The sequence below is a fragment of the Stenotrophomonas sp. YJH_SMC_73 genome, assembly GCF_059370155.1.
The window spans coordinates 107,238-130,920 of record NZ_JCAFTJ010000003.1; the positions used below are offsets into that span (position 1 = coordinate 107,238).

23 protein-coding genes are annotated in these 23,683 nt (G+C 67.0%); 7 read left to right on the top strand and 16 right to left on the bottom strand.

Annotated features, from left to right (window positions below; genetic code table 11):
- Nucleotides 1-68 precede the first annotated feature (68 nt).
- From AC5P8R_RS05785 to AC5P8R_RS05810, 6 genes are all read right to left on the bottom strand, one after another.
- Nucleotides 69-794: a glycosyltransferase family 2 protein gene (locus AC5P8R_RS05785; protein WP_126412224.1), complete on the bottom strand. Its 726-nt coding sequence runs from the start codon at nt 792-794 to the stop codon at nt 69-71.
- Nucleotides 791-1,378, bottom strand: a complete 588-nt coding sequence (locus tag AC5P8R_RS05790; protein WP_197620850.1) for an SAM-dependent methyltransferase — start codon at nt 1,376-1,378, stop codon at nt 791-793. Before AC5P8R_RS05790 ends, AC5P8R_RS05785 begins: the two co-directional genes overlap by 4 nt.
- The gene (locus AC5P8R_RS05795) at nt 1,375-2,133 is read right to left on the bottom strand and encodes a PIG-L deacetylase family protein (protein ID WP_197620849.1); all 759 of its coding nucleotides are present in this window, start codon (nt 2,131-2,133) and stop codon (nt 1,375-1,377) included. The genes AC5P8R_RS05790 and AC5P8R_RS05795 overlap by 4 nt, the downstream gene beginning before the upstream one ends.
- Complete coding sequence (locus tag AC5P8R_RS05800) at nt 2,121-3,062, bottom strand: acyl-CoA dehydrogenase (protein ID WP_197620848.1); 942 nt, start codon at nt 3,060-3,062, stop codon at nt 2,121-2,123. The genes AC5P8R_RS05795 and AC5P8R_RS05800 overlap by 13 nt, the downstream gene beginning before the upstream one ends.
- Nucleotides 3,063-3,164: 102 nt before the next feature.
- On the bottom strand, nt 3,165-3,668 hold the full coding sequence (locus tag AC5P8R_RS05805) for a hypothetical protein (protein ID WP_014647185.1): 504 nt from the start codon (nt 3,666-3,668) through the stop codon (nt 3,165-3,167).
- Nucleotides 3,669-3,678: 10 nt separating this feature from the next.
- Nucleotides 3,679-4,842 (bottom strand): zinc-dependent alcohol dehydrogenase, encoded by a 1,164-nt coding sequence (locus tag AC5P8R_RS05810; protein WP_075076914.1) that lies wholly within the window; start codon nt 4,840-4,842, stop codon nt 3,679-3,681.
- A gap of 148 nt (nt 4,843-4,990) precedes the next feature.
- On the opposite strand from AC5P8R_RS05810, the gene AC5P8R_RS05815 reads away from it, so the two are divergent.
- The 3 genes from AC5P8R_RS05815 (at nt 4,991) to AC5P8R_RS05825 (ending at nt 6,491) form a co-directional block, all read left to right on the top strand.
- On the top strand, nt 4,991-5,179 hold the full coding sequence (locus AC5P8R_RS05815) for a hypothetical protein (protein ID WP_014647187.1): 189 nt from the start codon (nt 4,991-4,993) through the stop codon (nt 5,177-5,179).
- A 100-nt stretch (nt 5,180-5,279) separates the two neighbouring features.
- Nucleotides 5,280-5,918: a DUF6766 family protein gene (locus AC5P8R_RS05820; protein WP_197620847.1), complete on the top strand. Its 639-nt coding sequence runs from the start codon at nt 5,280-5,282 to the stop codon at nt 5,916-5,918.
- 3 nt (nt 5,919-5,921) lie between these two features.
- On the top strand, nt 5,922-6,491 hold the full coding sequence (locus AC5P8R_RS05825; RefSeq protein WP_032955978.1) for a cysteine hydrolase family protein: 570 nt from the start codon (nt 5,922-5,924) through the stop codon (nt 6,489-6,491).
- A gap of 7 nt (nt 6,492-6,498) precedes the next feature.
- Here AC5P8R_RS05825 and AC5P8R_RS05830 read toward each other — a convergent pair whose 3' ends face one another.
- From AC5P8R_RS05830 to AC5P8R_RS05850, 5 genes are all read right to left on the bottom strand, one after another.
- Complete coding sequence (locus AC5P8R_RS05830) at nt 6,499-6,732, bottom strand: metallothionein (RefSeq protein WP_014647190.1); 234 nt, start codon at nt 6,730-6,732, stop codon at nt 6,499-6,501.
- Between the two features lie 122 nt (nt 6,733-6,854).
- Nucleotides 6,855-7,265, bottom strand: coding sequence for a Rap1a/Tai family immunity protein (locus AC5P8R_RS05835; RefSeq protein ID WP_142234743.1), 411 nt, complete (start codon nt 7,263-7,265; stop codon nt 6,855-6,857).
- A gap of 81 nt (nt 7,266-7,346) precedes the next feature.
- Complete coding sequence (locus AC5P8R_RS05840; protein ID WP_495223084.1) at nt 7,347-7,556, bottom strand: hypothetical protein; 210 nt, start codon at nt 7,554-7,556, stop codon at nt 7,347-7,349.
- On the bottom strand, nt 7,516-7,968 hold the full coding sequence (locus tag AC5P8R_RS05845; RefSeq protein WP_495223085.1) for a hypothetical protein: 453 nt from the start codon (nt 7,966-7,968) through the stop codon (nt 7,516-7,518). Before AC5P8R_RS05845 ends, AC5P8R_RS05840 begins: the two co-directional genes overlap by 41 nt.
- A 92-nt stretch (nt 7,969-8,060) precedes the next feature.
- Complete coding sequence (locus AC5P8R_RS05850) at nt 8,061-9,044, bottom strand: LacI family DNA-binding transcriptional regulator (RefSeq protein ID WP_014647193.1); 984 nt, start codon at nt 9,042-9,044, stop codon at nt 8,061-8,063.
- A gap of 157 nt (nt 9,045-9,201) precedes the next feature.
- Between AC5P8R_RS05850 and ptsP the strand changes: the two genes are divergently transcribed.
- The 4 genes from ptsP (at nt 9,202) to AC5P8R_RS05870 (ending at nt 15,725) form a co-directional block, all read left to right on the top strand.
- The gene (gene ptsP, locus AC5P8R_RS05855) at nt 9,202-11,712 is read left to right on the top strand and encodes a phosphoenolpyruvate--protein phosphotransferase (RefSeq protein ID WP_069116758.1); all 2,511 of its coding nucleotides are present in this window, start codon (nt 9,202-9,204) and stop codon (nt 11,710-11,712) included.
- Nucleotides 11,709-12,665 (top strand): 1-phosphofructokinase family hexose kinase, encoded by a 957-nt coding sequence (locus AC5P8R_RS05860; protein WP_169411926.1) that lies wholly within the window; start codon nt 11,709-11,711, stop codon nt 12,663-12,665. Before ptsP ends, AC5P8R_RS05860 begins: the two co-directional genes overlap by 4 nt.
- Before the next feature lie 86 nt (nt 12,666-12,751).
- Nucleotides 12,752-14,458, top strand: coding sequence for a PTS fructose transporter subunit IIC (locus tag AC5P8R_RS05865; RefSeq protein WP_495223086.1), 1,707 nt, complete (start codon nt 12,752-12,754; stop codon nt 14,456-14,458).
- Nucleotides 14,459-14,471: 13 nt separating this feature from the next.
- Nucleotides 14,472-15,725 (top strand): carbohydrate porin, encoded by a 1,254-nt coding sequence (locus tag AC5P8R_RS05870; RefSeq protein WP_142234746.1) that lies wholly within the window; start codon nt 14,472-14,474, stop codon nt 15,723-15,725.
- 113 nt (nt 15,726-15,838) lie between these two features.
- Here AC5P8R_RS05870 and AC5P8R_RS05875 read toward each other — a convergent pair whose 3' ends face one another.
- From AC5P8R_RS05875 to AC5P8R_RS05895, 5 genes are read right to left on the bottom strand one after another with little or no spacing between them, the layout of a single operon-like run.
- Nucleotides 15,839-16,684: an aldose epimerase family protein gene (locus AC5P8R_RS05875; protein ID WP_041863456.1), complete on the bottom strand. Its 846-nt coding sequence runs from the start codon at nt 16,682-16,684 to the stop codon at nt 15,839-15,841.
- Nucleotides 16,674-17,711 carry a glycoside hydrolase family 43 protein gene (locus AC5P8R_RS05880; RefSeq protein WP_197620840.1) on the bottom strand — a complete coding sequence of 346 codons (1,038 nt, stop codon included), beginning with the start codon at nt 17,709-17,711 and terminating at the stop codon, nt 16,674-16,676. Before AC5P8R_RS05880 ends, AC5P8R_RS05875 begins: the two co-directional genes overlap by 11 nt.
- Nucleotides 17,712-17,727: 16 nt before the next feature.
- Entirely contained in the window at nt 17,728-19,212 is a 1,485-nt protein-coding gene (locus AC5P8R_RS05885) for an MFS transporter (protein WP_014647200.1), read from the bottom strand.
- A gap of 59 nt (nt 19,213-19,271) precedes the next feature.
- The gene (locus tag AC5P8R_RS05890) at nt 19,272-21,965 is read right to left on the bottom strand and encodes a glycoside hydrolase family 3 protein (RefSeq protein ID WP_495223087.1); all 2,694 of its coding nucleotides are present in this window, start codon (nt 21,963-21,965) and stop codon (nt 19,272-19,274) included.
- Nucleotides 21,962-23,656 (bottom strand): glycoside hydrolase family 43 protein, encoded by a 1,695-nt coding sequence (locus AC5P8R_RS05895; protein WP_495223214.1) that lies wholly within the window; start codon nt 23,654-23,656, stop codon nt 21,962-21,964. Before AC5P8R_RS05895 ends, AC5P8R_RS05890 begins: the two co-directional genes overlap by 4 nt.
- Between the last annotated feature and the right edge of the window lie 27 nt (nt 23,657-23,683).

A 23,683-nucleotide genomic window follows, 5' to 3' on the forward strand; every position in this document is an offset into this window, starting at 1 on the left:
CTTCCAGCGCTTCACTCTAGGACGGGCATCGTGGCGAAACCGTAAACGCCAGCCGGGAAAACATCACATCATGCCCAATTCAGCGTGGTTTCCGAGGCGCTTCCAGGTACCGCCATCCGCCGATCTGCCGCCGTGGCGGGACGCGCACCCTCCATTCCGGCCAGGTAGGCCGAGAACCCTCCGGTCGCGCGTCCCACCAGGCGGGCACTGGTCATGACGATGGGAGCGCCGGCCCACCTTACGTCAGCGCCGAGGCGTTGCAGCCTCCTCACCAGTGCAACATCCTCTCCACAGCGCAGGGGAGCAAATCCCCCTGCCGCCAGATAGGCCTGGGCGGAGACGCCGAAATTGGCACCGTGGATGCGCCCATGATCGTCGCCCCACTGCTGCCGTTTCTGGAACGCGCGTCGCAGGCGCTTCTCCGTCCTGGAGGTGGTTGCTATGTCCACCAGTCCGCAGAAGGCGTCGCACCGGCCCTCAAGCTGGGCAACCAGCCATTCGGGAGGTACCTCGCTGTCGGCATCGGTGCTCGCCAGCCATCTCGCACCGCGTCCGAGCAGCTCAGCGGCGGCCGCTGCCCTGGCAACGCCGACGCAGCGTGCTTCCAGGCGCACCGTATCGACCCGCTGCTGCTGGCAGATGGACGCGGTGGCATCCGAGCAGCTGTCCAGTGCAACCACCACCTGCACTGCTTCGCCGTGCAGCTCGGGATGCAGGGCTGCCCTTCGGATCGATTGCAGGCAGCGCTCCACGCTGGCTGCCTCGTCATGGGCCGGAACCAGGATGCCGATCATCGCAGGCCCTCGTTGCGGGCCAGCGATAGTGCGCTGCGCGTCCAGCCCTGCAGCACGAAGTCCGCATCACGATAGTGGAAGGCTTCGTGCAGGCCTTGGCCAAGGCACCGATGCACGACGTCGGTGCGACTTGCGCGCCCCTGGAACGAAGGCAACCAATGGCAGGCGACCAGCAGTCCGTCGTCGCGAAGGGCCGAATCGATGCCGGCGCGCAGCTCGTGCAGCGCTGCTGCACCCAGGTAGTAGCCCATTTCCCCGCAGACGATCAGGTCGAAGCGGCCCGGCGGCCATTGCTCGGGATGGCTGGCGCAATGGACCTGCACATGCGGCAGGTGGGCCAGATTGCGGCGGGCCCGGAACGCTGCGCGTGGGCTGATGTCGGTGGCCAGCAGGCGCTCGCAGCGGGCGGCCAAGGCCTCGGTCAGCACGCCGTTGGAGCATCCCAGCTCCCAGCCCCGAGTGAACTGGCGCTGGCTCAGGCTGGCCAGCAGCAGCGCACGCTTGCGTTCTTCATACCACCGGCTGCGATAGCCGAAGGGATCCTCCTGCTCATGCAGTTCATCGAAGTACGGTTGCGCGCTCATGCCAGGAATACCTCGTAGTTCCGGAAGAATCGGGTCAGTACATGTGCGGGCAGCACCGGCGGGCTGTTCAGTTCCGGCACCTCGCCGGTCTGGGTCCGGAAGTGCGCGATGGCGTTTCGTTTTGCGGCGGCCACTGCTGAAATGTCGATCAGCCTGGGAACCTCCCACGCCATATGTGCGCAGGCGGGGTCAAGCCAGTGCCAGCCCCACACCGGGTACTCCAGGCGTCGGCAGCCCACTGCCCGCACCGCCCTGCAGGCAGCACGCCCTGCGGCTTCATGATCGGGATGCCCATCAAAGCGCCAGGGTGCCAGGACCAGGTCGCTCGGCTGGAGGTGCTGCTGCAGCCAGTCTTCCAGGCCCTGTTCGTGCGCACTGACCGCGCCGTCGGCGATGCCGAGATGAAACGCGGATCCAGGGCGGATACCGAGTTCGCCCAGCGCTGCGGCAAGCTCGGCGCGTCGCGCCGAGCGCAGGCGTTCTGGCGTCCACCAGTGCTCGTCCGGATAGCACGCTTCGCCATCGGTCACGGCGACGACGCGTACCTCCATGCCCTGCTCCGCAGCGTGACGGAGCAGTCCACCACAGCCGAGGATCTCGTCGTCTGGATGGGGTGCGACCACCACGACGCGATCATGGCCGGCGCAGAGGGTATTGGCCGATGTTGCCGGCCGCTGCCACAGCCAATCGCAGCGCAGCCATGCCTGCTCCTGCGTTCCTTCCCCCTGCAGGGGTGTCCTGGCTACAGCGCCCATGTCGCCTCCTGGCTCGCCCGCTGGCCGCCCAGCCATTCCCAATCGCGATCTGCGTGGTTCTGCCGAAGGAACACGGTCAGGTCCGCGCAGCGACGGGCGTGGGCATCTTCCAGGCACATCGGCGCCGGGCCCAGTGCGCGCCCCGCCAGATCCAGGACACGCGTCGCCGCGCGCTCGACCACGCAGCGCAGGCGCACGACCTCTTCGCGGTGCGCCGATTCCGGCGCGGCGTCGATGCGTGCCGCCACTTCGCGAAGCAGCGCCGCCGCCGGGCCCAAGGCGAGGTCCACTTCACCCAGTAATCGCGCGCGATTTCCCTCGGTGCAGGCTGGCCGCATGCGCTCGGCCAAGGCGGCCGCCGCGCCGAACCAGACTGCCGCGATGCCCGCACCGCCGTGCCAGAAACCCGGTCGCTGCAGGTACTCATCGCGCGTTCCCAGAAGCGCCATTGGTGCGCCGTCGAACCGCACCGTGGTGGACGGAACGCCGGCCATGCCAACGGCCGGCCAGGGCTCATCTGCAAGCGTGCGCCAGTGTTTCGCCGCGACCTGGCACAGCCACACGCCCTGCGCGTTGCGGACGGTTACCAATGCCGCATCCACCCACGCGCTGCCGGAACACCAGGGCTTGTCACCATGGAGCTGGCCGTGGGCATCGAAGCGGAGTGTGTTGGCTGGACCTTCCGCGGCCCAGACCGCCAGTAGCTGGCCTTCAGCCAGGGCGGGCGCGTTCAGTTCGGCGATGATCGCCTGGGCGTCGTAGTGCGCCTCAAGCACTTTGGCCAGGCACAGGTCTTCCGCCCCCCATGCCGCCAGCGCCTGCCACCGCCGCAGCGTGCGGCCGCTTCCGGGGAATGGCAGGTCGGGCCGCTGGACCACTACCTCGCGAGCGCGGCCCTCCAGCGGGGATGGCGACGTCACATGCTGCATGAAGGAGCCTGAAATGGAGAGACATGTCGAACGTAGGCGGCAAGCGGTCACATCACTGTCTGGGAGGCGTAGCCGGCGCATGAATTCTCTGCGCGATGATCCTCACGCGCTCGCTTGCCCGCGCTGCCGTCGTGCGCGCAGGCACTGCAGCAGCTCCCACAACCATGGCAGCACGACCACGCCCAGCGCCGGCAGCAGGACCAGCCACCAGACGCCCGGTGCTGCAGGCTTCACTTCGAGCGACCACCGGGGGTGGACCTGCCAGCCCACCCAGCCCAGCAGGACCCACGGCGCGGCATCGAGCACGCTGTGCACATGCTGCTCTGCCGGGCTGATGCGTCGTCTGCCGTCCGCGCTGACGGTGTCGAAGTAGCCGGCGATTGCGTGCGCGAGGACCAGAAGTGCCAGAAACGTGACGAGCGACAGCGTGTTTTCCAGCAGGAGCCATGCGAGCACCCCGCTTCCGATCAGCAGCAACTGCACCCCATGCAACAGGCTTTCGCGCATCGCAGAGGTGTGTGGAAGGTCGGTCCGCCGGTGAAAATGGAAGTCCAGCCAGCCGGCAGCCAGCCACAGTGCGTAGACACCGGCGGCAATCGCGCTCATGGCAACATGCTCAGGGTGTCAACACGATCTTGCGGCAGTCGTCATCCTTGGCATCGAATATCGCGTAGCCCTGCGCAGCGTCGGCCAGGCGCATCCGGTGCGAGATGATGTCACCCGGATCCAGCTTTCCTTCCATGATTGCGTCGAGCAGTTCCGGCATCAGTCCCTGCACATGGGTCTGGCCCATCTTGAATGTCAGACCTTTGTCGAACGCATCACCCAGCAGAAAACCATGGATGAAGCCGGCATAGACGCCTGGAATGCTGACCACGCCGCCACGGCGCGTTGCCGCGATGCATTGCCGTATCGCCACGCCACTGCTGCCTTCCAGCTTTACAGCGGTCAACGCTGACTCCAGCGCACTGCCCTCGGCCTCGAAGCCTACGGCCTCGATGCAGGCGTCTACGCCCCGCCCACTGGTCTGGGCAAGGATGTAATCGGCCGGGTCTTCTATCTCCTTGAAGTCGATGGGGGTCACGCCGTAAGCACGGCGTGCATAGTCCAGGCGGTAACGGAGGTGGTCGACCATGAAGATGGTCTCTGCTCCCAGCAGTCGGCAACAGGCCGCGCTCATCAGCCCAACCGGACCGGCGCCGAAGATGGCCACCGTCGAGCCGGGCTTCACACCCGCGTTCAGCGCGGCCTGATAGCCGGTCGGGAGAATGTCAGACAGGAACAGCACCTGCTCATCGGCCACGCCTTCCGGAATGCGCAACGGGCCCACGTTGGCCTTCGGCACGCGTACGAATTCGGCTTGGCCACCGGCTACGCCGCCATACAGATGGCTGTATCCGAACAAAGCAGCTGGAGGCAGCAGCCCTTTCTGGTTCAGCGCCGCGCCCTTGCCAGGATTGGTGGTCTCGCATGCGGCATATTCGGCCAGCCTGCAGTGGAAACACTCGCCACAGGCGATCACGAAGGGAATCACCACGCGATCGCCCGGCTTCACCTGGGTCACGCCGCTGCCGACCTCTTCCACCACGCCCATGAATTCGTGGCCCAGTACATCGCCATCGTGCAGATCAGGAATCTTGCCGCGGTAGAGGTGCAGGTCTGAACCGCAGATGGCGGTGGCGGTCACCCGCAGTATCAGATCGTCATCCGCCGCCAGTACCGGGTCGGGCACAGTCTCGACGCGCACATCCCTGCGGCCGTGATAGGTCAATGCCTGCATCGTGCTGCTCCAGGAGCTCGGGCCTTCAGCATCGCAAGGCCGCCATCCGGCTGCAGTGACATCCCGGTGTGCGCGGCGTTCATTCTGCAGCGTCGTGGCGTTAACCCGGCGCGGCGCAGGCTTCACTCTCTCGCCGCAGGAGCTGCCCATGAACGACAAACTGCCCTTCAATCCAACGACGGATGTGGACGATCAGTCAAAGGCGCACACGCCGGACAAACGGCGCAATGATCGAGCCAGATGGAAGGAGCACGACATGCCCGACGACGGCGATGGCCCCAAGGCGGTACCGGAGGACTACGAGCGCCCTGATCCCGATCCGACGGGGAAGCGTTGAGTCCGCCTCACATTCCGGATGCGCAGCAATCACGAGGCATGGCTCTTTGTCGGCGCAAGCTTCATGGACGGTCTTTGGAGCAGCCTCAACGAGGTCTTGCATGTGGAAACGCAACGGTCTCTCGCTGGTGCTGCTTGCGCTCACGTTGGTGTTCATTGTGGGGCAGGCAGTTGCGGGGCATCACGTGCACAACCAGGAACTGGTCGAGCACGGACGCATGCCGATCGATTTCTCGCACTACCTGGCTACCGGGCACTTCGTCAGCGCTACGTTCGAGAACTGGGAGAGCGAATTCCTGCAGATGGGGATGTACGTTCTGCTGACGGTCAGCCTGCGCCAGCGCGGTTCGGCCGAATCGCGGCCGCTGGACCCCGCGCAGGAACAGAATCGCATCGAACCCGGCCGCACGCCCTGGCCGGTCAGGCGCGGTGGCCTGTGGAAGGTTCTTTACGGTCATTCGCTGGCGATTGCGTTCGGGCTGTTGTTCCTGTTCAGCTTTACGCTGCATGCATTGGGAAGCTGGCGCGCCGAGGAGGCCGAACAGCAGTTGAAGGGATTGCCGCCGCCAGGCTTTGTGGAGCACCTCGCCAGCAGCACATTCTGGTTCGAATCCATGCAGAACTGGCAAAGCGAGTTCCTGGCCGTGCTGTCTCTGGTGGTGCTGACGATCTTCCTGCGCCAGAAAGATTCGCCGCAGTCCAAGCCGGTCCAGGCGCCGCATACCCAGACAGGAGATTGAACCATGGCAGATGATCCGTCGACGGCCTTGCTGATCATCGACATGTTCAGCCGTTTCGATTTCCCGGGCGCGCAGGAGCTGGCGCCCGCGGCAGAGCGGGCGGCCCGGCAGATCCGGCGCCTGAGGGATCACTTCGACGAACGCGGGTGGCCGGTCATCTACGCCAATGACAATTTCTCGGATTGGAAGCGCGATTTCCGCCAGCAGGTGGAACAGTGCCGGCGCGACGGCGGTCCGGCGGGACGAATTGCCAGCCTTCTCTCGCCCTTGCCCGGTCATTACTTCGTGCTCAAGCCCAAGCACTCGGCGTTCCTGGCCAGTCCCTTGCCGATTCTGCTGGCCAAACTGGGCGTGCGCCGCCTGTGCCTGAGTGGCATGACGGCCGATTCGTGCGTTCTGGCCACCGCGCTGGATGCCAACGCCAGAGAGTTCGACGTCGTGCTGGCACCGGAGGTCGTGGCGGGGCTCCCATCCCGGAAGCGGCGCGCACTGGCGCTGCTGGCTGATTCGGGTGCAGCCCGGATCGCGCGGCTTTCTTCGCTTGTCTCTGGGCAGGAAGCAGGAGGGCGCTGAAGGCAGCTCAGGCCCGGTCGGCTATCCCCTGTACGCCGGCATGACCGGCGCAATGTGCACAGCAGAAGATCTGGCCATTTCCTTCAACGCCATGCCCAATGACCGCGCATTTGCAGTGTGCGCAGCGGGGTGCGAATGCGTGGATCGCGCACTCGAACGAATCGAATGTGCCGCTGCGCCCGCCCTGCTGCAGGGTAAAGCTCTTGTCGTAGTTGTTGCCGCAGACATCACAGGTAGCCATGGGGCACCTCGTGCTGTGGAAGGAACATGCAGTGTGGCGAGCGCGAATGTCGGTGGCCGTAAATGCACCGTGTCGCGAGGGTGTAGGACGTCCGCATCGTCGCCAAGCGGGCGCGGCGTGCTTCATTGGTCATTGCCGGGCTCGGCACTGTTGCCACGTGGTGTGCCGCGACCACAGGGAAACGCCGTGCGCAGCCCTTCGACAACCAGTGGCGACGCATCCTGCTGCAATCGCTCGCGGGGCAGTTGCCGGAGATGGGAAGACACATGGTCGACCAGTTCATGCGGAAGGATCTGGCCCTGCCCGCACCACTGTCCGCGGCTGGCATCGGCGACGCCCAGGATATAGCCGCTGGCGCGAGCGCTGGACAGGCTCCGGCACTGTTCGCCGTCGCAGAACCCGTCATCGCCTTTCCCCTGCAGGAGGGTAATGAGTTCCGTGCCGCTGACAAGCCAGGTCCGTACCGGCTGCATTGTTCCGGCCAAAGCGGACCCAGCCAGCGCGCAGAGGCCAAGTGCGAGGAGCCGACGCATGACGCGGCGCGCCTGGGGTTGGTGATGTCTCTTCATGTTGAGGCCCTGGCTGTTGCTTTCATGGACGCCACGCGGCAGAGGTCAAAGCCGATCAAGCTGGTTGCGCGGACGAAACTCCGGGTCGTCCTCGGCTTCCAGCATGGCCTCCACCAATGTTTCGAAGGGCTCGGTGGCGGCATCCAGGTCTGCGGATGACAGGAATCCGGATTCCCCGGGGCCGGCCAGCCCAATCGCAGCAACCGTCTCCTGCTCACCTTCCTCGGCCCAGAGATAGTCGTGGATCAGTGCCACGCCTTCGTCGCCCCCCCTTCAGGAAGTCGGCGGCGCCTCGTGCCACGGCAAGAAAAGCGATGAGATCGTAAAGGCTCTCCGAATACGTCAGCGATCCTGCGACAAAGTGCGTAGCAGTGCGGTCATAGGCGGCAATCTGGATATTCCCGGCCTGTGCAGAGGCAAGGAAAGCCTTCAATGCGGCGCGATTGTCGGGGTAGTGGGCCAACAGCGCCTGGCAATCCGCGAGCAGGTGGTCCAACGCCTCGTCGCTGCACGAGGCAAGGTATTGACCGTTTTCCATGCGCCACTGCCCGGAGATGCCTCGCCAGTCGGACCAACGGGATGATGAAGGCACGGGCGCTGCCAGCCATCTGGAAAGATCGTGGTGGGAAATCTTCAGGCGGAGCAGTGCTGAATAGGGCTCTGACAAGGCGATCCTCCACTGTGTCTGCGTACAGTTGGCTTGTAGCAGACAACGCATGACCCGCCAACATCTGGCGGCTGCCGCAGGCCGGTGCCGGACTATCGCCCAGCCGTCGACCCTCTCACCACGCACCTTCCCGTCATCACCAGCCTGCGCACGGGCAGCTCCGGCATGCGCAGGCGTTCCAGCAACAGCGACATCGCAGCGCGCCCCATGTCTTCAACCGGCTGCTCGACCACGGTAATGCCAGGTTCGACCAGCTCGGTCCAGCGCTCGTTGTCGAACCCTGCCAGCGCCAGCTCTCCTGGAATGGCGAGACCGGCGCTGCGTGCCGCCTTCAATGCACCCATGAGCAGCAGGCTGTTGCTGGTGACCAGCGCGTCGGGACGCGAAGGGCCGGCCAGCCATTGGTCGACCGTTGCGATGGCGGCCTCGGCCGTTGGCTCGACTTCACGGTAATCCGGCTCCAACCCGTGCGTGCGCATCGCAGCAAGATAGCCGTCGCGGCGCTCGGCCGCCGTGGTGCTGGTGCTGCCGAACAGGCCGCCGATGCGGCGATAGCCACGCTCGACGAGATGCTCGACCAGCGCGCCCATCGCCGCGGGATTGTCCAGCACCACGCTGTCGATCGACCCGCTGGCCGCGGCGCGGTCCACCAGTACCGTCGGGAAGTCCAGCGTGAGCCGTTCCAGCCGCCCCACCGTGGTCCGTGTGGGCGCAAAGATCAGTCCACTGATGCGCTCCTCGTGCATCAACTGCAGGTACAGCGCCTCGCGCTCGGGGTCTTCGTCGGTGTTGCAGAGCGTGACGCGCAGGCCTTCGCGATAGGCGACCTCCTCCACCGCACGGATAAGCGCAGTGAAGAACGGGTTGCGGATATCCGCAACGATCAACCCGATGATGCCGGTGTGCCGGGAGCGCAGCCGCCTTGCCTGCAGGTTCGGCCGATAGCCGGTCTGGCGGATCGCCACCTCGACCCGGCCGCGAACCTCTTCGCTGACCGGGCCGCCCCCGAGCACCCGCGACACGGTGGACTTGGATACCCCCGCTACACGCGCGACGTCATTGATGCTGATACTCATTGGAAACGTTCCCGGAAAAGTGCGCCTGCCATGGCCCGGCGGCTGTTCAGGACAATGCTAACGCCAAAGAGCTATTGGCATTTTGTGCAGTGCACATTGAAATAGGCGGTGGGAACGTTCCCAATATGCCCAGCCATCCTTTTGCCGGAGCCGCCCTTTGTCGCCCCAGACCTTCCCCTCCCCCGTCAGCCGGGAACTGATCCGCCTGGACGCGCGGGCGCAGGACAAGACCGATGCGATCGCCCAGGTCGCGCAGATGCTGGTCGCGGCCGGCTGCGTGGCGCCGGGGTACGAGGCCAGCATGGGACGGCGCGAAGCGCTGGCCAACACCTTCCTTGGCCATGGCGTGGCAATCCCGCACGGGCTTGGCGAGGACCGCCATCTGGTGCGCCGCGACGGCATTGCCGTGCTGCAGTTGCCGGAAGGCGTGGAATGGAATCCGGGGCAGGTCACCCGCCTGGTGGTTGGCATCGCTGCCCAGTCCGATACCCACATTACCCTGCTGCGCCGCCTGACCCGGCTGATCCAGGATGAGGCAACGCTGCAGCGCCTGTTTGCGACCACCGATGCGGGTGAGATCGTCAACGCGCTGACCGGCGACATTGCGATCACGACCGCCCAGGTACCGGCCACCGATCTGGCCGAGCGCTTTGACTGGACCATTGCCTACCCCAGCGGCCTGCACGCGCGCCCGGCCACGCGCTGGGCAGAGACGGCGCGCCGCTTTGCGGCCCGCGCCCAGGTGCGTGCCGGCGACCAGGCAGCGGACGCCAAGAGTCTGGTCGCGCTGCTGCAACTTGGCCTGCGTCATGGCGATGCCGTCAGCGTGTCTGCCGAGGGGGCGGATGCCCCTGCCCTGCTGACCGCGCTGCGCAGGGTCATGGAGGACCTGGTGGCACAGGAAAAGGCCGACGCCGAACGCGCAGCACAACGCAAGGCCACGCCGGTGGCAGGCTGGAATCCGCCCGAGGCACAGGCTGCCATCGTCGGCATCGGTGCCAGCCCTGGGCTGGCAATCGGCCCGGTGCATGTATTGGCCAGCACGCAGGCCGAGGTCGCCGATCGCCCGGCCCCGCTCGGCGAAGGCGGGGCGCGTCTGCAGGACGCGCTCGCACGTACCCGCCAGCAGTTGGCCGCGCTGCAGGATGACACCCAGCGCCGGCTTGGCGCCTCGGACGCCGCCATCTTCAAGGCCCATGCCGCGCTGTTGGACGACACCGACCTGATTACCCGTACCTGCCAGCTGATGGTCGAAGGCCATGGCGTCGCATGGTCCTGGCACCAAGCCATCGAACACATCGCCTCGGGCCTGGCCGCGCTGGGCAACCCGGTGCTGGCCGGGCGCGCCGCCGACCTGCGTGACGTTGGCCGCCGAGTGCTGGCGCAGCTTGATCCGTCGGCCGCCGGTGGCGGCCTGGCCGACCTGCCCGCGCACCCGTGCATCCTGATCGCGGCGGACCTGTCGCCGTCCGACACGGCCAACCTCGACACTACCCGCGTGATTGGCCTGGCCACCGCGCAGGGCGGGCCGACCTCGCACACCGCCATCCTCTCGCGCACCCTCGGCCTGCCGGCGCTGGTCGCCGGGGGGGGCGAACTGCTCGCGATCAGCGCCGGTCGCGAGGCGATCATCGACGGCAGCAGCGGGCGGCTCTACCTGTCTCCGTCCGAGGCCGACCTCGCCTCGGCGCGCGCGTGGATCGCCGAACAGCAGCAGATCCGCGAGCGTGAAGCGGCGCAACGCGCGCAGCCGGCACAGACGCCGGACGGCCACCGCATCGACATCGGCGCCAACGTCAACCTGCCCGAGCAGGTGCCGCTGGCACTGGAGCAAGGCGCGGAAGGCGTCGGCCTGATGCGCACCGAATTCCTGTTCCTTGAACGTGGCAGTACGCCCAGCGAGGATGAGCAGTACACCACGTATGTGGCGATGGCCAAGGCACTCGGCGGCCGCCCACTGATCGTGCGTGCGCTCGATATCGGTGGCGACAAGCAGGTGGCGCACCTGGAGCTGCCGCATGAAGAAAACCCGTTCCTGGGCGTGCGCGGCGCGCGCCTGCTGCTGCGCCGGCCGGACCTGCTGGAACCGCAGCTGCGTGCGCTGTACCGCGCTGCGAAAGACGGCGCGCGCCTGTCCATCATGTTCCCGATGATCACCTCGGTGAGCGAGCTGGTCGCACTGCGCGCCATCTGCGAGCGCCAGCGCGCAGCACTGCAGGCGCCCGGGGTACCGATCGGCATCATGATCGAAGTGCCGGCCGCTGCGGCGCAGAGCGATGTGCTGGCCCGCCACGCCGACTTCTTCTCGATCGGTACCAACGACCTGACCCAGTACGTGCTGGCGATCGACCGCCAGAATCCGGAACTGGCCGCCGAGGCCGACAGCCTGCATCCGGCCGTGCTGCGCGCGATCCGCGCCACGGTGGAAGGCGCACGACTGCATGGGCGCTGGGTGGGCGTCTGTGGCGGGCTGGCCGGCGATCCGTTCGGCGCACTGCTGTTGGCCGGCCTGGGCGTGGACGAACTGTCGATGACCCCGAACGACATCCCGGCCGTGAAAGCACGCCTGCGTGGCAGCGCGCTGGCCGATCTGCGAACGCTGGCTGCGACGGCGCTGGACTGCGAAACCGCTGAGCAGGTGCGTGCCCTCGATGGAGCGCGCGCATGAGTTCCCGCGCCGTCACCATTACCCTGAACCCGGCAATCGACCAGACCGTGCGGCTGGCGAACCTGCAACCGGGTCACGTGCATCGCGCCCGCAGTTCCCGCGACGACGCCGGCGGCAAAGGCATCAACGTGGCCGCCTGCCTGGCAGACTGGGGCGTGCCGACCACTGCGCTGGGCGTGCTCGGCGATGGCAACGACGGCGTGTTCAGCGCACTGTTTTCCGATCGGGGCATCGCAGACGCGTGTCTGCGCATTCCGGGTCGTACCCGCACCAACATCAAGCTGGTGGAAGATGCCAACGGCGAGACCACCGACATCAACCTGCCCGGCCTGTCACTGTGCGACGCCGATCTGGACGCGGTATCGCGCCGACTCGACGCACTGCTCCAGCCGGAGCTGCCGGTGGTGCTGTCCGGCAGCCTTCCGTCCGGGCTGCAAGCCGATGCATGGGCCCGACTGCAGGCGCAGGTACGCGCCGCCGGCGCGCGCGTACTGCTGGATACCAGTGGCGACGCGCTTGCCGCGGCGTTGAGTGGTGCACAGGGTGCACTGCCCTACGCGGTCAAGCCCAACCGCCATGAACTGGAGGCCTGGGCCGGCACGCCGCTGCTGGATCGCAGCGCCCTGCGCGCCGCGGGCCTGGCCCTGGTCGAACGCGGAGTTGCACTCGTAGCGATCTCGATGGGCGCCGACGGCGCGCTGTTCATTGATCGCAGCGGCGCCCTGGTCGCACGACCGGCGCGACTGGCGCAGGGCAGTACGGTCGGTGCCGGCGACGCCATGGTCGCCGGCATCGCCGCCGCCTTGTTGGAGCCCTCCCCCGACCTGGCCGGTTGTGCGCGACTGGCCACGGCGTTCTCGATGAGCCGGCTGGAGAGTGGCGACGCGCGACGGCTGGACCCGGCGCAGGTGCGCGCGTGGACCGGCGATGTACTGATCGAGCGGTTGGATTGAAACCCCTGCAGAGGGGGCTGCGGCTGGCCTTGGGCCACCGATGGCCCCTGCTGCAAGGACGAACCCGAAGAATTCCAGGAGTTGCCATGCAAGCTTCCACCGTAGTCATCGCCGCTGGCGAACGCAGCATCGAGGCCGTTCTTGCCGCCGAAGCGCTGCGCCGCGCCGCACGCCAGCAAAGGGTCGAATTGGCGATCGAAATCCGCAGCAATCAGGGCGTGACCGGGGCACTGTCCGACGCGCAGGCTGCCGCCGCAACGCAGCTGCTGCTGGTGGGTGACGGCGAGGCGGACAGCGCCCGCTTCGGCAATGCCCAGATCGTGCGCGCCGGCCTCGGTGAAGTGCTGGACGACCCGCTCGCCGTGCTGGCGCAGCTCGCCGCAGCATCGGCACTCCCTTCCTGGGATGACGCGGGCAAGCGCATCGTCGCCGTCACCTCCTGCCCGACCGGCATCGCCCACACGTTCATGGCGGCCGAAGGCCTGCAGCAGGCGGCCAAGGCACTGGGCCACGCGATCCGGGTGGAAACCCAGGGCTCGGTCGGCGCGCAGGATGCGTTGAGCGACGGCGAAATCGCTGCCGCCGACCTGGTGCTGATCGCCGCCGACCGCGAAGTCGATCTGTCGCGCTTTGCTGGCAAACGCCTGTTCAAGAGCGGCACCAAGCCGGCGATCAATGACGGCCAGAACCTGATCCGCAAGGCGCTGGCCGAGGCTGGCGTGCAGACCGGCACGGTGGCTTCAGGTCGCACCACCGAGAAGGCCAGGGTCACCGGCCCCTACAAGCACCTGATGACCGGCGTGTCGTTCATGCTGCCGTTCGTCACTGCCGGCGGCCTGCTGATCGCACTGGCGTTCGCGCTCGGCGGCATCTATGCCTTCGACGATGCACACAAGGGCACGCTGGCCTGGTCGCTGTTCCAGATCGGCGCCAAGTCCGGCTTCATGCTGATGGTGCCGGCACTGGCCGGCTACATCGCCTACTCCATCGCCGATCGCCCGGGCATCGCCCCGGGCATGATCGGGGGATTGGTGGCAGTCAACATGGATGCGGGCTTCATCGGCGGCATCCTGGCCGGTTTCATCGCCGGCTACGGCGTGCATTGGATCAACCGTGCGCTGCGCCTGCCGCGCAGCCTGGAAGGCCTCAAGCCGGTGCTGATCCTGCCGGTGCTGGGCACGCTGCTGGTCGGCCTGTTGATGATGTATGTAATCGGTACGCCGGTGGCTGGGCTGCTGGCCTGGCTGACGGACTGGCTGCGCGGCATGCAAGGCAGCAGCGCGATCCTGCTTGGCCTGCTGCTGGGCGGCATGATGGCGGTGGACATGGGCGGACCCGTCAACAAGGCGTCCTACGCCTTCTCTACCGCATTGATTTCCAGCCAGGTCTACACGCCGATGGCGGCGACGATGATCGGCGGCATGACGCCGCCGCTGGGTATCGCACTGGCGACATGGCTGTTCAGTAGCCGCTTCACTGCTGAGGAGCGTGGCACGGCCGGTGCCGCTGGCGTGCTTGGCCTCAGTTTCGTGACCGAAGGCGCGATCCCCTATGCCGCGCGTGATCCGCTGCGCACCATTCCGGCGCTGATCCTTGGTTCTGCCGTGGCCGGTGCGATTTCGATGGCCGCAGGCGTCGAACTGAAGGTGCCGCATGGCGGCGTGTTCGTGCTGCCGATCCCGAACGCAGTCACCCACCTTGGCATCTACCTGCTGGCACTCGTGGCCGGCGTGGCCGTCACTGCGGTCGCGCTGCGCGTGCTCAAGAAGCCGGTCACGGCTCCCACCCTGTAAAAGGAACCCGCCCATGACCTCCCCTTCCCGCCGCCTGCTGCCGACAGTGATCCTGCTGGCCCTGCCATCACTGGCCGCAGCCGCCGACGCGAGCGACGTCTTCGCTCCGAAGCTCGCCTACACCGGCGAAGCGGCCGCCACGCTCGACGGTGGCAAGCGCAGCGGCACGGCCTATGCCGGCCAGCTGATGTTCGGTGCCGACGTGGACCTGGACGCGGCGTTTGGCTGGCGAGGTGCGACGGTCAAGGCCTACGGCATCAACCGCCATGGCACCAATCTCGCCAACAGCAGTACAGGCAACAGCACCTCGGTGCAGGAAATCTACGGCGGCCAGGGCACGCGCCTGGCCAACCTGACCCTCGAACAGAAGTTGTTCAACGACCGGTTGGTGCTGGAAGCAGGGCGCAGCGTCGCCAACATCCACCACCTGGGTTCGGACCTGTGCCAGTACTTCCAGGGCAACTCGGCCTGTGGCAACCCGACCTACGTATTCCGCACCAGCAGTTTCACCTGGTGGCCGGTGTCGAGCTGGATGGCCGATGCCACGGCCTGGGTGACGCCCGATGTCTATGTCCGCGTCGGCGCCTACCAGGTTGATCCCAGCCAAGCCGAGGATGGCCAGCATGGCCTGAAGTGGAATACGAACCAGGCCACCGGCTGGATCGTGCCCTACACGATCGGCTGGCGCAGCCCTGCTTCGGCACGACTGAAAGCCCGCTACGAACTCGGTGGTTGGCAGGACAACTCGACCTATCGCGATCCGCTGCGCGATGCCAACGGCATTCCCGCGCTGCTCAGTGGCCAGGAGTACGCGACGCGTCACGGCCGCTCCGGTGCGTTCGCCCGCTTCGAGCAGCAACTCACCAGTGATGGTGCCGGCCGCGGCCTGACCCTTTTCGGTGCGGCGCTCAAGGGCACCTCCGGCCAGTTGATCGAGGATCATTTCCTGCAGGCCGGGCTGGTGCAGAAAGGCACGTTCGCCCGGCGGCCGCAGGACAGCATCGCTTTCGTCGTGACCCAGCAGAAGTACAGCAGCATCGCGCTGGAAGACCTGCGCCTCGCCCGCGCCGCAGCCGGTGGTAGCGGCACCCCGCACGGGAGCCAGGTGATGATGGAGCTGAGCTATGGCATCCAGCTCACCCCGCAGCTTCGTGTTGCACCGAACCTGCACTACATCGTGCACCCCGACCAGTTCAATGAGCCCGCACGCCAGCACGACCTGCCGGATGCGCTGATCGCGGGCATGCGGATCGACTGGAACCTGTAGGAAATGTCAGGTGGTCCTGGCGCGCGGCCCGTGTCAGGCACCGGGTCCACGGCCGGTCCAGGCGGCGTACCGACCGCCCGGCACCCGGGTGATCGCCTGCCCTGGCCGGGGTTTCAGGTGCTGTCCGCCGCCCACGCCAGTTCGAATGTCAACGCGAGGCGCTGGCCGGGCTCCAGCCGGTGCGGTGCCAGGGTGTAGCCATCTGGCGGGCCGCTCTGCGGTTCGACACAGGTGGCGTGCGGCGTACCATCGTAGACCACCCAGTGGTCGTGGTCCGACCTCAGCCGCAGGTGCTGGCCTTCGCGTATCAGCGTGACGTCACCGTCGGCGATGAAGCAGTCATCCCAGGGGCCGGTGGTGGGCTCCACGCGGGGCAGCGTGGCAATACCTTCCCTGTCCCGCGGATACATCGAGCGAGGACTGAACAGCAGTCGTTCCGGCTTCCGGAACCAGGGGTGCCAGCCCAGCACCGCCGGCATCGCCTGGCCGCCGGCCTGGACCGAGAGGTCCATCTGCAGGCTGTGAGCCTGCAACTGCAGGTCCAGCACGGCAGCGCCACCGAAAGGCCAGTAGCCGTCGCTCGGCAGCTCCAGCGACAACCGGGCTGCCGCCGCGTCCAAGCGGTCGATCCGCCAGGGTCGCGAGAAACCCACCCCATGGATGGCATGCCCGTCGAAGTTGAGCGGCAGCCGATGCGGCCTGCCGTCAAAATGGAACTGTCCACGGCGGATGCGCCCGGCCCACGGCACCATCGGGTAGCAGCCCCACGCGATCGCCGCCGGGCCTGCCTGCTGCGCATCCACCAGCCATTCCACGCCCTGGTAGCGCAGGTGCGCCACGCGCCCGCCCGCCCCTGCGGCGAACGCAACCTCCAGTTCGCCGCACCTCAGCCAGTGCAGCTCGCCGGCTGGCAACGGAGCCAGCGCATCATCCACCGGCAGCATCCGCTCAGGCCCCATACGGGTTGATCGTGCGGATGCTTCCGTCCGGCTCCATGTGCAGCGGCGTGCACTTGGCCGAGCGCAGGTGGGTGATGCCGCCGGACATCAGTGCATCGTGATAGAACAGGTACCACTGTCCTTCGAACTGGCAGATGGAGTGGTGTGTGGTCCAACCGACCACGGGGGTGAGGATCACGCCAGCGTAGGTGAACGGTCCATACGGGCTGTCGCCGATGGCGTAGCACAGCTGGTGGGTGTTGCCAGTGGAGTACGACAGGTAGTAGCGACCCTGGTACCTGTGCAGCCACGGACCTTCGAAGAAGCGGCGCGCATGGTCGTCCGCGCGCAGCGGCTGGCCATGCTCATCCAGGATCTGCACTTCGCGGGTGGGTTCGGCCAGCTCGGTCATGCCGGCATCCAGGCGGCCCACGCGCGGGCCCAGCGCCGGTGCGCTGCCCTCGGGCTCCTCGTGGGCCTCGCTGTACTGGTTGTCACGATACTTCTGCAGCTGCCCGCCCCATATGCCGCCGAAGTACAGGTAGTGGCTGCCATCCTCGTCTTCGAACACGGCCGGGTCGATCGAGTACGCACCCTTGATCGGCTCCGGCTGGGGCACGAACGGGCCCTCCGGCCGCGTACCGATCGCCACGCCGATGCGGAACCGGCCCTCGGCATCCTTGGCCGGGAAGTAGAGGTAGTAGCGGCCATCACGGCAGGCGGCATCGGGGGCCCACATCTGTTTCCGGGCCCAGGGCACATCGCGCACATGCAACGCCATGCCGCAATCGACGGCCGTGCCGTCGGGCGTATCCATCTTCAGCACATGATAATCCTGCATGTCGAAGTGGCCACCTTCGTCGTCGAATGGCTGGCCGCCGTCGATGTCGTGCGACGGATAGATGTACAGGCGCCCCTCGAACACATGCGCCGAAGGGTCGGCGGTATAGATGTGGGTCACCAGCGGTTGCGAAATGGCGTGCGCGGTGAGCTGCGCAAGACGGGCTTCGCTGGCCTGGCCGTCTTCGCCGGCAGAGAGGTCGATCATGGTCGTCATCTTGGAGTTACACGGAGGCGTCGGCGGAACGGCGACGCAGGTGGAGGTCCTGCTCGATGCGGGTTTCGGTGCGCTTGTCGATCCTGTAGAAGACCAGCAGCGCCACGGCGAGCAGGAAAGGAAGGGAGCAGTAGACGCTTACGGTCAGGCGGATGCCCTGCACCACGGCCTCAGGCTGCTGCGCCAGGCCGGCCTGGTAGCCGTAGTGGGCGAGGATCGCGGCGACCAGCGCGCCGCCCACGCTGAGGCCGATCTTCAGCCCGCACAGCATCGCCGAGAAGATGATCGCGGTTGCCCGCCGATGGTTCTTCCACTCCGAGTAGTCCGCGACGTCGGCGATCATCGCCCACAGCAACGGGATGGTGATGCCGTAGCAGAAGCCATGCAGCATGAAGGCGCCGAACGCCACCGCCACCGCCGTGGGTGGAAACAGGTAGAAGGCAAGCAGGAACAGGGTCGAGACAAACAGGGCGCCACCGAAGACGTCGCGCTTGCCGAAGCGGTCCGCCAACCGTCGCGATGCGCCGATACCCAGGATCATGCAGAGGATGCCGCACGCGTTGAACAGGCTGAACGCCGAGGTGGCCGCGTCCTTCGGCCAGGTGAACGCCGCGAAGCCGGCGCTGGCCAGCGCAGCATTCAACGCGCTGACCAGGCCGTTGAACCCCGAGTTTTCAAGGAAGCCGGCCAGCGCCGCTTCACTCATGTAGTACTGGAAGTAGTAGATGTAGGTACCGCCTTTCAATGCCAGGTTGATGAACACCAGCACGGTCAGGGCCAGCATCACCTGCCACGGGCGGTTGTGCAGCAGGTCCGACAGGTCCTGCACTATGCCGCCGGTCTGTTCGCGCGTCGGCACGATGCGTTCGCGGGTGGTGGCGAACGTGATCAGGAAGAACGCCGTGCCGATGATGGCGAATGCGGTCATGACCTGCTCGAAGCCGCGCACCCGGTCGCCGTCACCCAGGATCAGCACCAGCGGCATCAGCAGCACCTGGATGATGAACTGCGCGATCATCACGGCCACGAAGCGGTAGGCCGAAAGGCTGTTGCGCTGGGCCATGCTGCCGGTCAGCACGCCGCTCAGCGCCGAGTACGGCAGGTTGTTCGCTGCGTACACGCACACCAGCAGCGCGTAGGTGGCCAGTGCATAGATCACCTTTCCGCGCTCGCCCAGGTCCGGCGTGCTGAACGCCAGCAGGGACAGTACGCCAAAGGGAATGGCCGTCCACAGGATCCACGGCCGGAAGCGGCCCCAACGGGTGGACGTCCGGTCAGCCGCGATGCCGATCAACGGCGTGAACACGAACGCACCCAGCAGGCCCACCACGAAGATGATCGTGGCCGCGGTCGCGGCCGGCAGGCGGTAGACGTCGGTGTAGAAGAACGCCAGGTAGGTGATCAGGGTCTGGAAGATCAGGTTGGCGGCGAGATCGCCCAGGCTGTAGCCGAGCTTCTCGCGTACCGATAGCGCGTGTTCAGTGCTTGCCATGCAGCGGACGTCCTGGAAAAGGGATCTGGGCGGAGGGAAATCGATGCCGGCGAGAGCGATCAGTCATGCGCGGACACCACCGTGAACCCGCCCTGCGCGCGTGCATCGGCACTGGACGCCCCCACCCTGACCTCGTAGGCACCGGGCCGCACCTCATACGCGGCGCGCGCTTCGTCATAGTGGCGCAGGGCCTGCGCTGCCTCCAGGGTGAACGTCACCGTGCGGTGTTCGCCCGGGGCCAGATGGATCCGCTGGAAGCCACGCAGCTCCTGCACGGCATCGCCGCTGCCAGCGTGCTCGCGCCGCACGTACAGCTGCACCACTTCGTCACCGCTGCGCGTGCCTGCGTTGGTCACATCGACCGCCACGCCCAGGCGGCCATCGGCGCGGAGGCTGCCTGCATCGAGGCGGAGCGTTCCATAGTCGAACCGCGTGTACGACAGGCCGTGACCGAACGGATAAAGCGGCGTGCCGCGGAAGTAGCGATAGGTTCGGCCCTCCATGGCGTAGTCGTCGAATGCCGGCAACGCTTCGCTGGCCTTGTAGAACGTCACTGGCAACCGGCCGGCGGGATTGACGTCGCCGAACAGCGCCTGGCCGACGGCGGTGCCGCCGCGCTGCCCGGGGTACCAGCTCATCAGGATCGCCGGCAGATGCGACTGCGCCCAGTCCACGGCGATCGCCGAGCCGCCGGTGAGCACCATCACCACCGGCTTGCCGGTAGCGTGCAGGGCCTCCAGCAGGGTGCGCTGCGGCGCGGGCAACCGCAGGTCGGTACGGTCGCCACCGGCAAAGCCTGGATAGTTGACCGTCATTTCCTCGCCTTCGACATCGCCGGTAAGGCCACCGACGAACACCACCACATCGGCTTCGCGTGCGGCATCGAGCGCTTCATCGAACGGCGCCTTGGCGCCGGGCATGCGCCAGCCCAGGCGCACGCCGGCATCGCGCTCGTCGTCGTAGTACTCCAGCGTCAGCGCGTAGGCACGCCCGGCCTGCAGCTCCAGTTCGATGCCCTCGGCATGCAGGCGATCTGTGTTCACCCAGTGATCGATCACGCGCTTCCCGTCCAGGTACAGGCGGTAGCCATCATCGCCGGCCACCTCCAGCCGGTAGCGGCCGGACACGGGTGGCAGCAGTTGGCCGCTCCAGCGGATGCTGAAGCGGTCGTTCGGGATCCCCTGCCCCGGTGCCGCTTCGCCGCGTGCCAGCAGGTTGTCGGTCGGCGAGCCGCGGTCCCAGCGGAAGCCGATCTGCGCGTCGGTACGCACCAGGGACGGCGTACCGGACAGGTCGGGCGTGCGGAAGTACTCGCCACGCAGGCCACGCTCGGGCGAGTCCGCCGAAGGCCGCAGGAAGGTCGGCTCGATCAACGGCGTGGCACCGGGATCGTCGCGGCCCTCCACCAGGTCCACGCCGCGGGCATAGCGAACCTCGACGCCCTTGGCCGCCTCGCGTATGCCCTGCAGGATCGTGACCGGCGCGGCCGGTGTGCCGAAGTAGTTGCCGAGCAGCGCCATGGTGTCGTCGGCAGTGGGTCCGACCACGGCAATGCGCTTGATGTCGCGTGACAGCGGCAGGATGCCGTCGTTCTTCAGCAGCACCAGCGACGCCTGCGCGGCCTTGAGCGCCAGCGCATCATGGGCCGGGGCCTGGTTCACCGAGGCCGGAATGCGCGCCCAGCGCACCCGCTCCGGCGGGTCGAACATGCCCAGGCGCATCCGTGCGGTGAACAGACGGGTCACCGCATCGTCGATCTCCGCTTCGCTGATCAAACCCTGACGCACGGCTGACGGAAGCGTGGCGTACTCCTGGCCGCATTCCAGCTCGGTGCCATTCCTGACCGCCAGCGCCGCAGCGGCTTCGCGCGTGGTCACGATATGGTGGTGCTTCCAGATGTCGACGATGGCCCAGCAGTCCGAGACCACGTAGCCCTTGAAGCCCCAGTCGCGTCGCAGCACATCGCGCAGCAGGAAACGGCTGGCACTGGCGGACTCGCCGTACACGCGGTTGTAGGCGCCCATCACAGCATCGACGTCGCCCTCCTTGACCAGCGCCTCGAATGCCGGCAGGTAGGTGTCATACAGGTCGCGCCGGCTGGGCCGTGCATCGAAGTGATGGCGGTCGGCCTCCGGCCCGCTGTGCACGGCCAGATGCTTGGCGGTGGCGTCCAGCTTGCGGTAGACGGGGTCGTCGCCCTGCAGGCCACGTACGAAGGCCACGCCCATGCGCGCGGTGAGGTACGGGTCCTCGCCATAGGTTTCCTGTCCGCGGCCCCAGCGCGGGTCGCGGAAGACGTTGACGTTCGGCGACCAGAAGGTCAGCCCCTGGTAACGGCCGTGCGCGCCTTCGCGGAGGAACTGGTGGTGCTTTGCGCGGGCCTCATCGCTGATCGTCGTGGCCACCTGCCCCATCAACGGCACATCGAAGGTCGCGGCCAGGCCGATCGCCTGCGGAAAGACCGTGGCCTGCCCTGCCCGTGCCACGCCATGCAGTCCCTCATTCCACCAGTCGTAGGCGGGCACACCCAGGCGTTCGATTGCCGGCGCGGCGTTCTGCATCTGCGCGGCTTTCTCTTCCAGCGTCATCTGCGCGACGAGTGAGGCAGCCCGTTGCTCGAAGCTGGCCGAAACGTCCAGCCAGGGCCGCGGCGCGGCTGCGGATGCGGCCGCCGCGATGCAGGTCAGAACGAACACAGTGAGCCCGCGGCGCAACGTGCGGCGACGGGCGTTGGACGACAGCGACAGCCTCATTTGCTTCTCCCGGTGCGCTCATCGCGCGCGAAGGGACCCAGCAGTGCGCCTACGAATCCGCCTGCCCGGTCCGTGCTCAGAACGGTGCCATCCACCTTGCCTGCAAGCAGTTGCCAGCCCTGCCCGTCGCCGGTATCGAACGAGAACGCGTAGTCGCCCTCGTTGCCGGCGATCTTCAGGCGCAACGCATCCGGTGCCCGCACCTCGCGGGTCGCCACGATGCGCGTACTGCCACCGCCATCACGAACTTCCAGGAAGAGCGAAAGTCGCTCGTCCGGAAGGCTGCGAACGCCAAGGAAGTACCAGTACGCCTCGCTCTGGAACGCCGCCAGGCCGGCCGCCACGCCAGGCCCCGGCCGGCTCATCGCGGCGCTCGCCTCGAAGCGCAGGTGCTGCTGGCGTCGGCCAAGGAACGCGGGATTGCGCAGCGTGTCCAGATCCTCGGCAAGCGGGTGCACGGCCAGCATTCCCGGGCGCGTGGCCAGGTCGGCCCAGGCGTGCTTGGGCACCCGCACGCGCAGCCACTGGCGATCGAGCCTCGGTCCATCGAAGTTGTCGCGCTCGACGAAGTTGCCGGTCGAGGGGGCCTGGGATGCCTTGCCCTGCATCCACGACGGCGCCTTGACCACGTAGGGGATGGGCTGGTCGGCCGGCAGGATCCGTGGCCAGCCGTCCTGCCAGCGCACCGGCAGCAGATAGGTCTCGCGCCCGGTGTTGTAGTGCCGCGTCTGATAGTTGCGGCTGGCCAGGAACACCGCCCACCACGAACCGTCCGGGCCTTCGACCAGGTCGGCATGGCCGGCATTGGTGATCGGTAGCGGTCGGTCGTCGGGCAGCTCGCGCTGGGTCAGGATCGGATTGCCCGCGTAGGGGTCATACGGGCCCCACACGGTGCGGCTGCGCAGCACCACCTGGGAGTGCTGCGGCCCGGTGCCGCCTTCGGCATCGGACAGGTAATACCAGCCCTGGCGCTTGTAGATGTGGGGTCCTTCGATCCAGATCGGGTTCTTCGCCGGCTCCACGCCCGCGTCGACCAGCACCCGGCGCGGCCCGACCGGCTTGAAGGCAGCCAGATCGATCTGCTGCATCCAGATGGCGCGGTGCCCGTCGTAGCGCGGCGGGCCGGGCGGTGCATCGTTGTTGACCAGGTACACCTTGCCGTCGTCATCGAAGAACAGTGATGGATCGATGCCATCGATGCCGGGCAGCCAGTGCGGATCGGACCACGGACCGGCCGGGTCGCGCGCGGTGGCAATGAAGTTGCCACCACTGTCGGTGGCCGTGGTCACCACGTAGAAGACCCCATCGTGGTATTCGATGGTGGGCGCGAAGATGCCGCGCGAGACGCTCAGCCCGTCGAAATCCAGCTGCGTGGCGCGGTCGATCACGTTGCCGATCTGCTTCCAGTGAACCAGGTCGGCACTCTCGAACACCGGAATGCCCGGGAAATAGGTGAAGCTGGAATTGACCAGGTAGAACCGGCCGTTCGCGCTCACGATGCTGGGATCGGCATGGAAGCCGGCCAGCACCGGATTGCGGTAGTGGCCGACCGGCAGCGGCGTGTCGAAGGCCGCGTCGTGGCCGCGGTATTCGAACCATTCGAAGTACACCGGCGGTGCGTCCGGCGGCGCGCTGGCCGGGCTGGTTGCGGCCGACAGCAGGAGTGCCGCCGCCAGCAGGTGGCGCGCCATCGACCTCAGGCCGGCCCTGTCGCGGAC

Coding starts and splice junctions, on each gene's coding strand:
- AC5P8R_RS05785 (WP_126412224.1), bottom strand. CDS start 794: ATGATCGGCATCCTGGTTCCGGCCCATGACGAGGCAGCCAGCGTGGAG.
- AC5P8R_RS05790 (WP_197620850.1), bottom strand. CDS start 1,378: ATGAGCGCGCAACCGTACTTCGATGAACTGCATGAGCAGGAGGATCCC.
- AC5P8R_RS05795 (WP_197620849.1), bottom strand. CDS start 2,133: ATGGGCGCTGTAGCCAGGACACCCCTGCAGGGGGAAGGAACGCAGGAG.
- AC5P8R_RS05800 (WP_197620848.1), bottom strand. CDS start 3,062: ATGCAGCATGTGACGTCGCCATCCCCGCTGGAGGGCCGCGCTCGCGAG.
- AC5P8R_RS05805 (WP_014647185.1), bottom strand. CDS start 3,668: ATGAGCGCGATTGCCGCCGGTGTCTACGCACTGTGGCTGGCTGCCGGC.
- AC5P8R_RS05810 (WP_075076914.1), bottom strand. CDS start 4,842: ATGCAGGCATTGACCTATCACGGCCGCAGGGATGTGCGCGTCGAGACT.
- AC5P8R_RS05815 (WP_014647187.1), top strand. CDS start 4,991: ATGAACGACAAACTGCCCTTCAATCCAACGACGGATGTGGACGATCAG.
- AC5P8R_RS05820 (WP_197620847.1), top strand. CDS start 5,280: ATGTGGAAACGCAACGGTCTCTCGCTGGTGCTGCTTGCGCTCACGTTG.
- AC5P8R_RS05825 (WP_032955978.1), top strand. CDS start 5,922: ATGGCAGATGATCCGTCGACGGCCTTGCTGATCATCGACATGTTCAGC.
- AC5P8R_RS05830 (WP_014647190.1), bottom strand. CDS start 6,732: ATGGCTACCTGTGATGTCTGCGGCAACAACTACGACAAGAGCTTTACC.
- AC5P8R_RS05835 (WP_142234743.1), bottom strand. CDS start 7,265: ATGCGTCGGCTCCTCGCACTTGGCCTCTGCGCGCTGGCTGGGTCCGCT.
- AC5P8R_RS05850 (WP_014647193.1), bottom strand. CDS start 9,044: ATGAGTATCAGCATCAATGACGTCGCGCGTGTAGCGGGGGTATCCAAG.
- AC5P8R_RS05860 (WP_169411926.1), top strand. CDS start 11,709: ATGAGTTCCCGCGCCGTCACCATTACCCTGAACCCGGCAATCGACCAG.
- AC5P8R_RS05865 (WP_495223086.1), top strand. CDS start 12,752: ATGCAAGCTTCCACCGTAGTCATCGCCGCTGGCGAACGCAGCATCGAG.
- AC5P8R_RS05870 (WP_142234746.1), top strand. CDS start 14,472: ATGACCTCCCCTTCCCGCCGCCTGCTGCCGACAGTGATCCTGCTGGCC.
- AC5P8R_RS05875 (WP_041863456.1), bottom strand. CDS start 16,684: ATGGGGCCTGAGCGGATGCTGCCGGTGGATGATGCGCTGGCTCCGTTG.
- AC5P8R_RS05880 (WP_197620840.1), bottom strand. CDS start 17,711: ATGATCGACCTCTCTGCCGGCGAAGACGGCCAGGCCAGCGAAGCCCGT.
- AC5P8R_RS05885 (WP_014647200.1), bottom strand. CDS start 19,212: ATGGCAAGCACTGAACACGCGCTATCGGTACGCGAGAAGCTCGGCTAC.
- AC5P8R_RS05890 (WP_495223087.1), bottom strand. CDS start 21,965: ATGAGGCTGTCGCTGTCGTCCAACGCCCGTCGCCGCACGTTGCGCCGC.
- AC5P8R_RS05895 (WP_495223214.1), bottom strand. CDS start 23,656: ATGGCGCGCCACCTGCTGGCGGCGGCACTCCTGCTGTCGGCCGCAACC.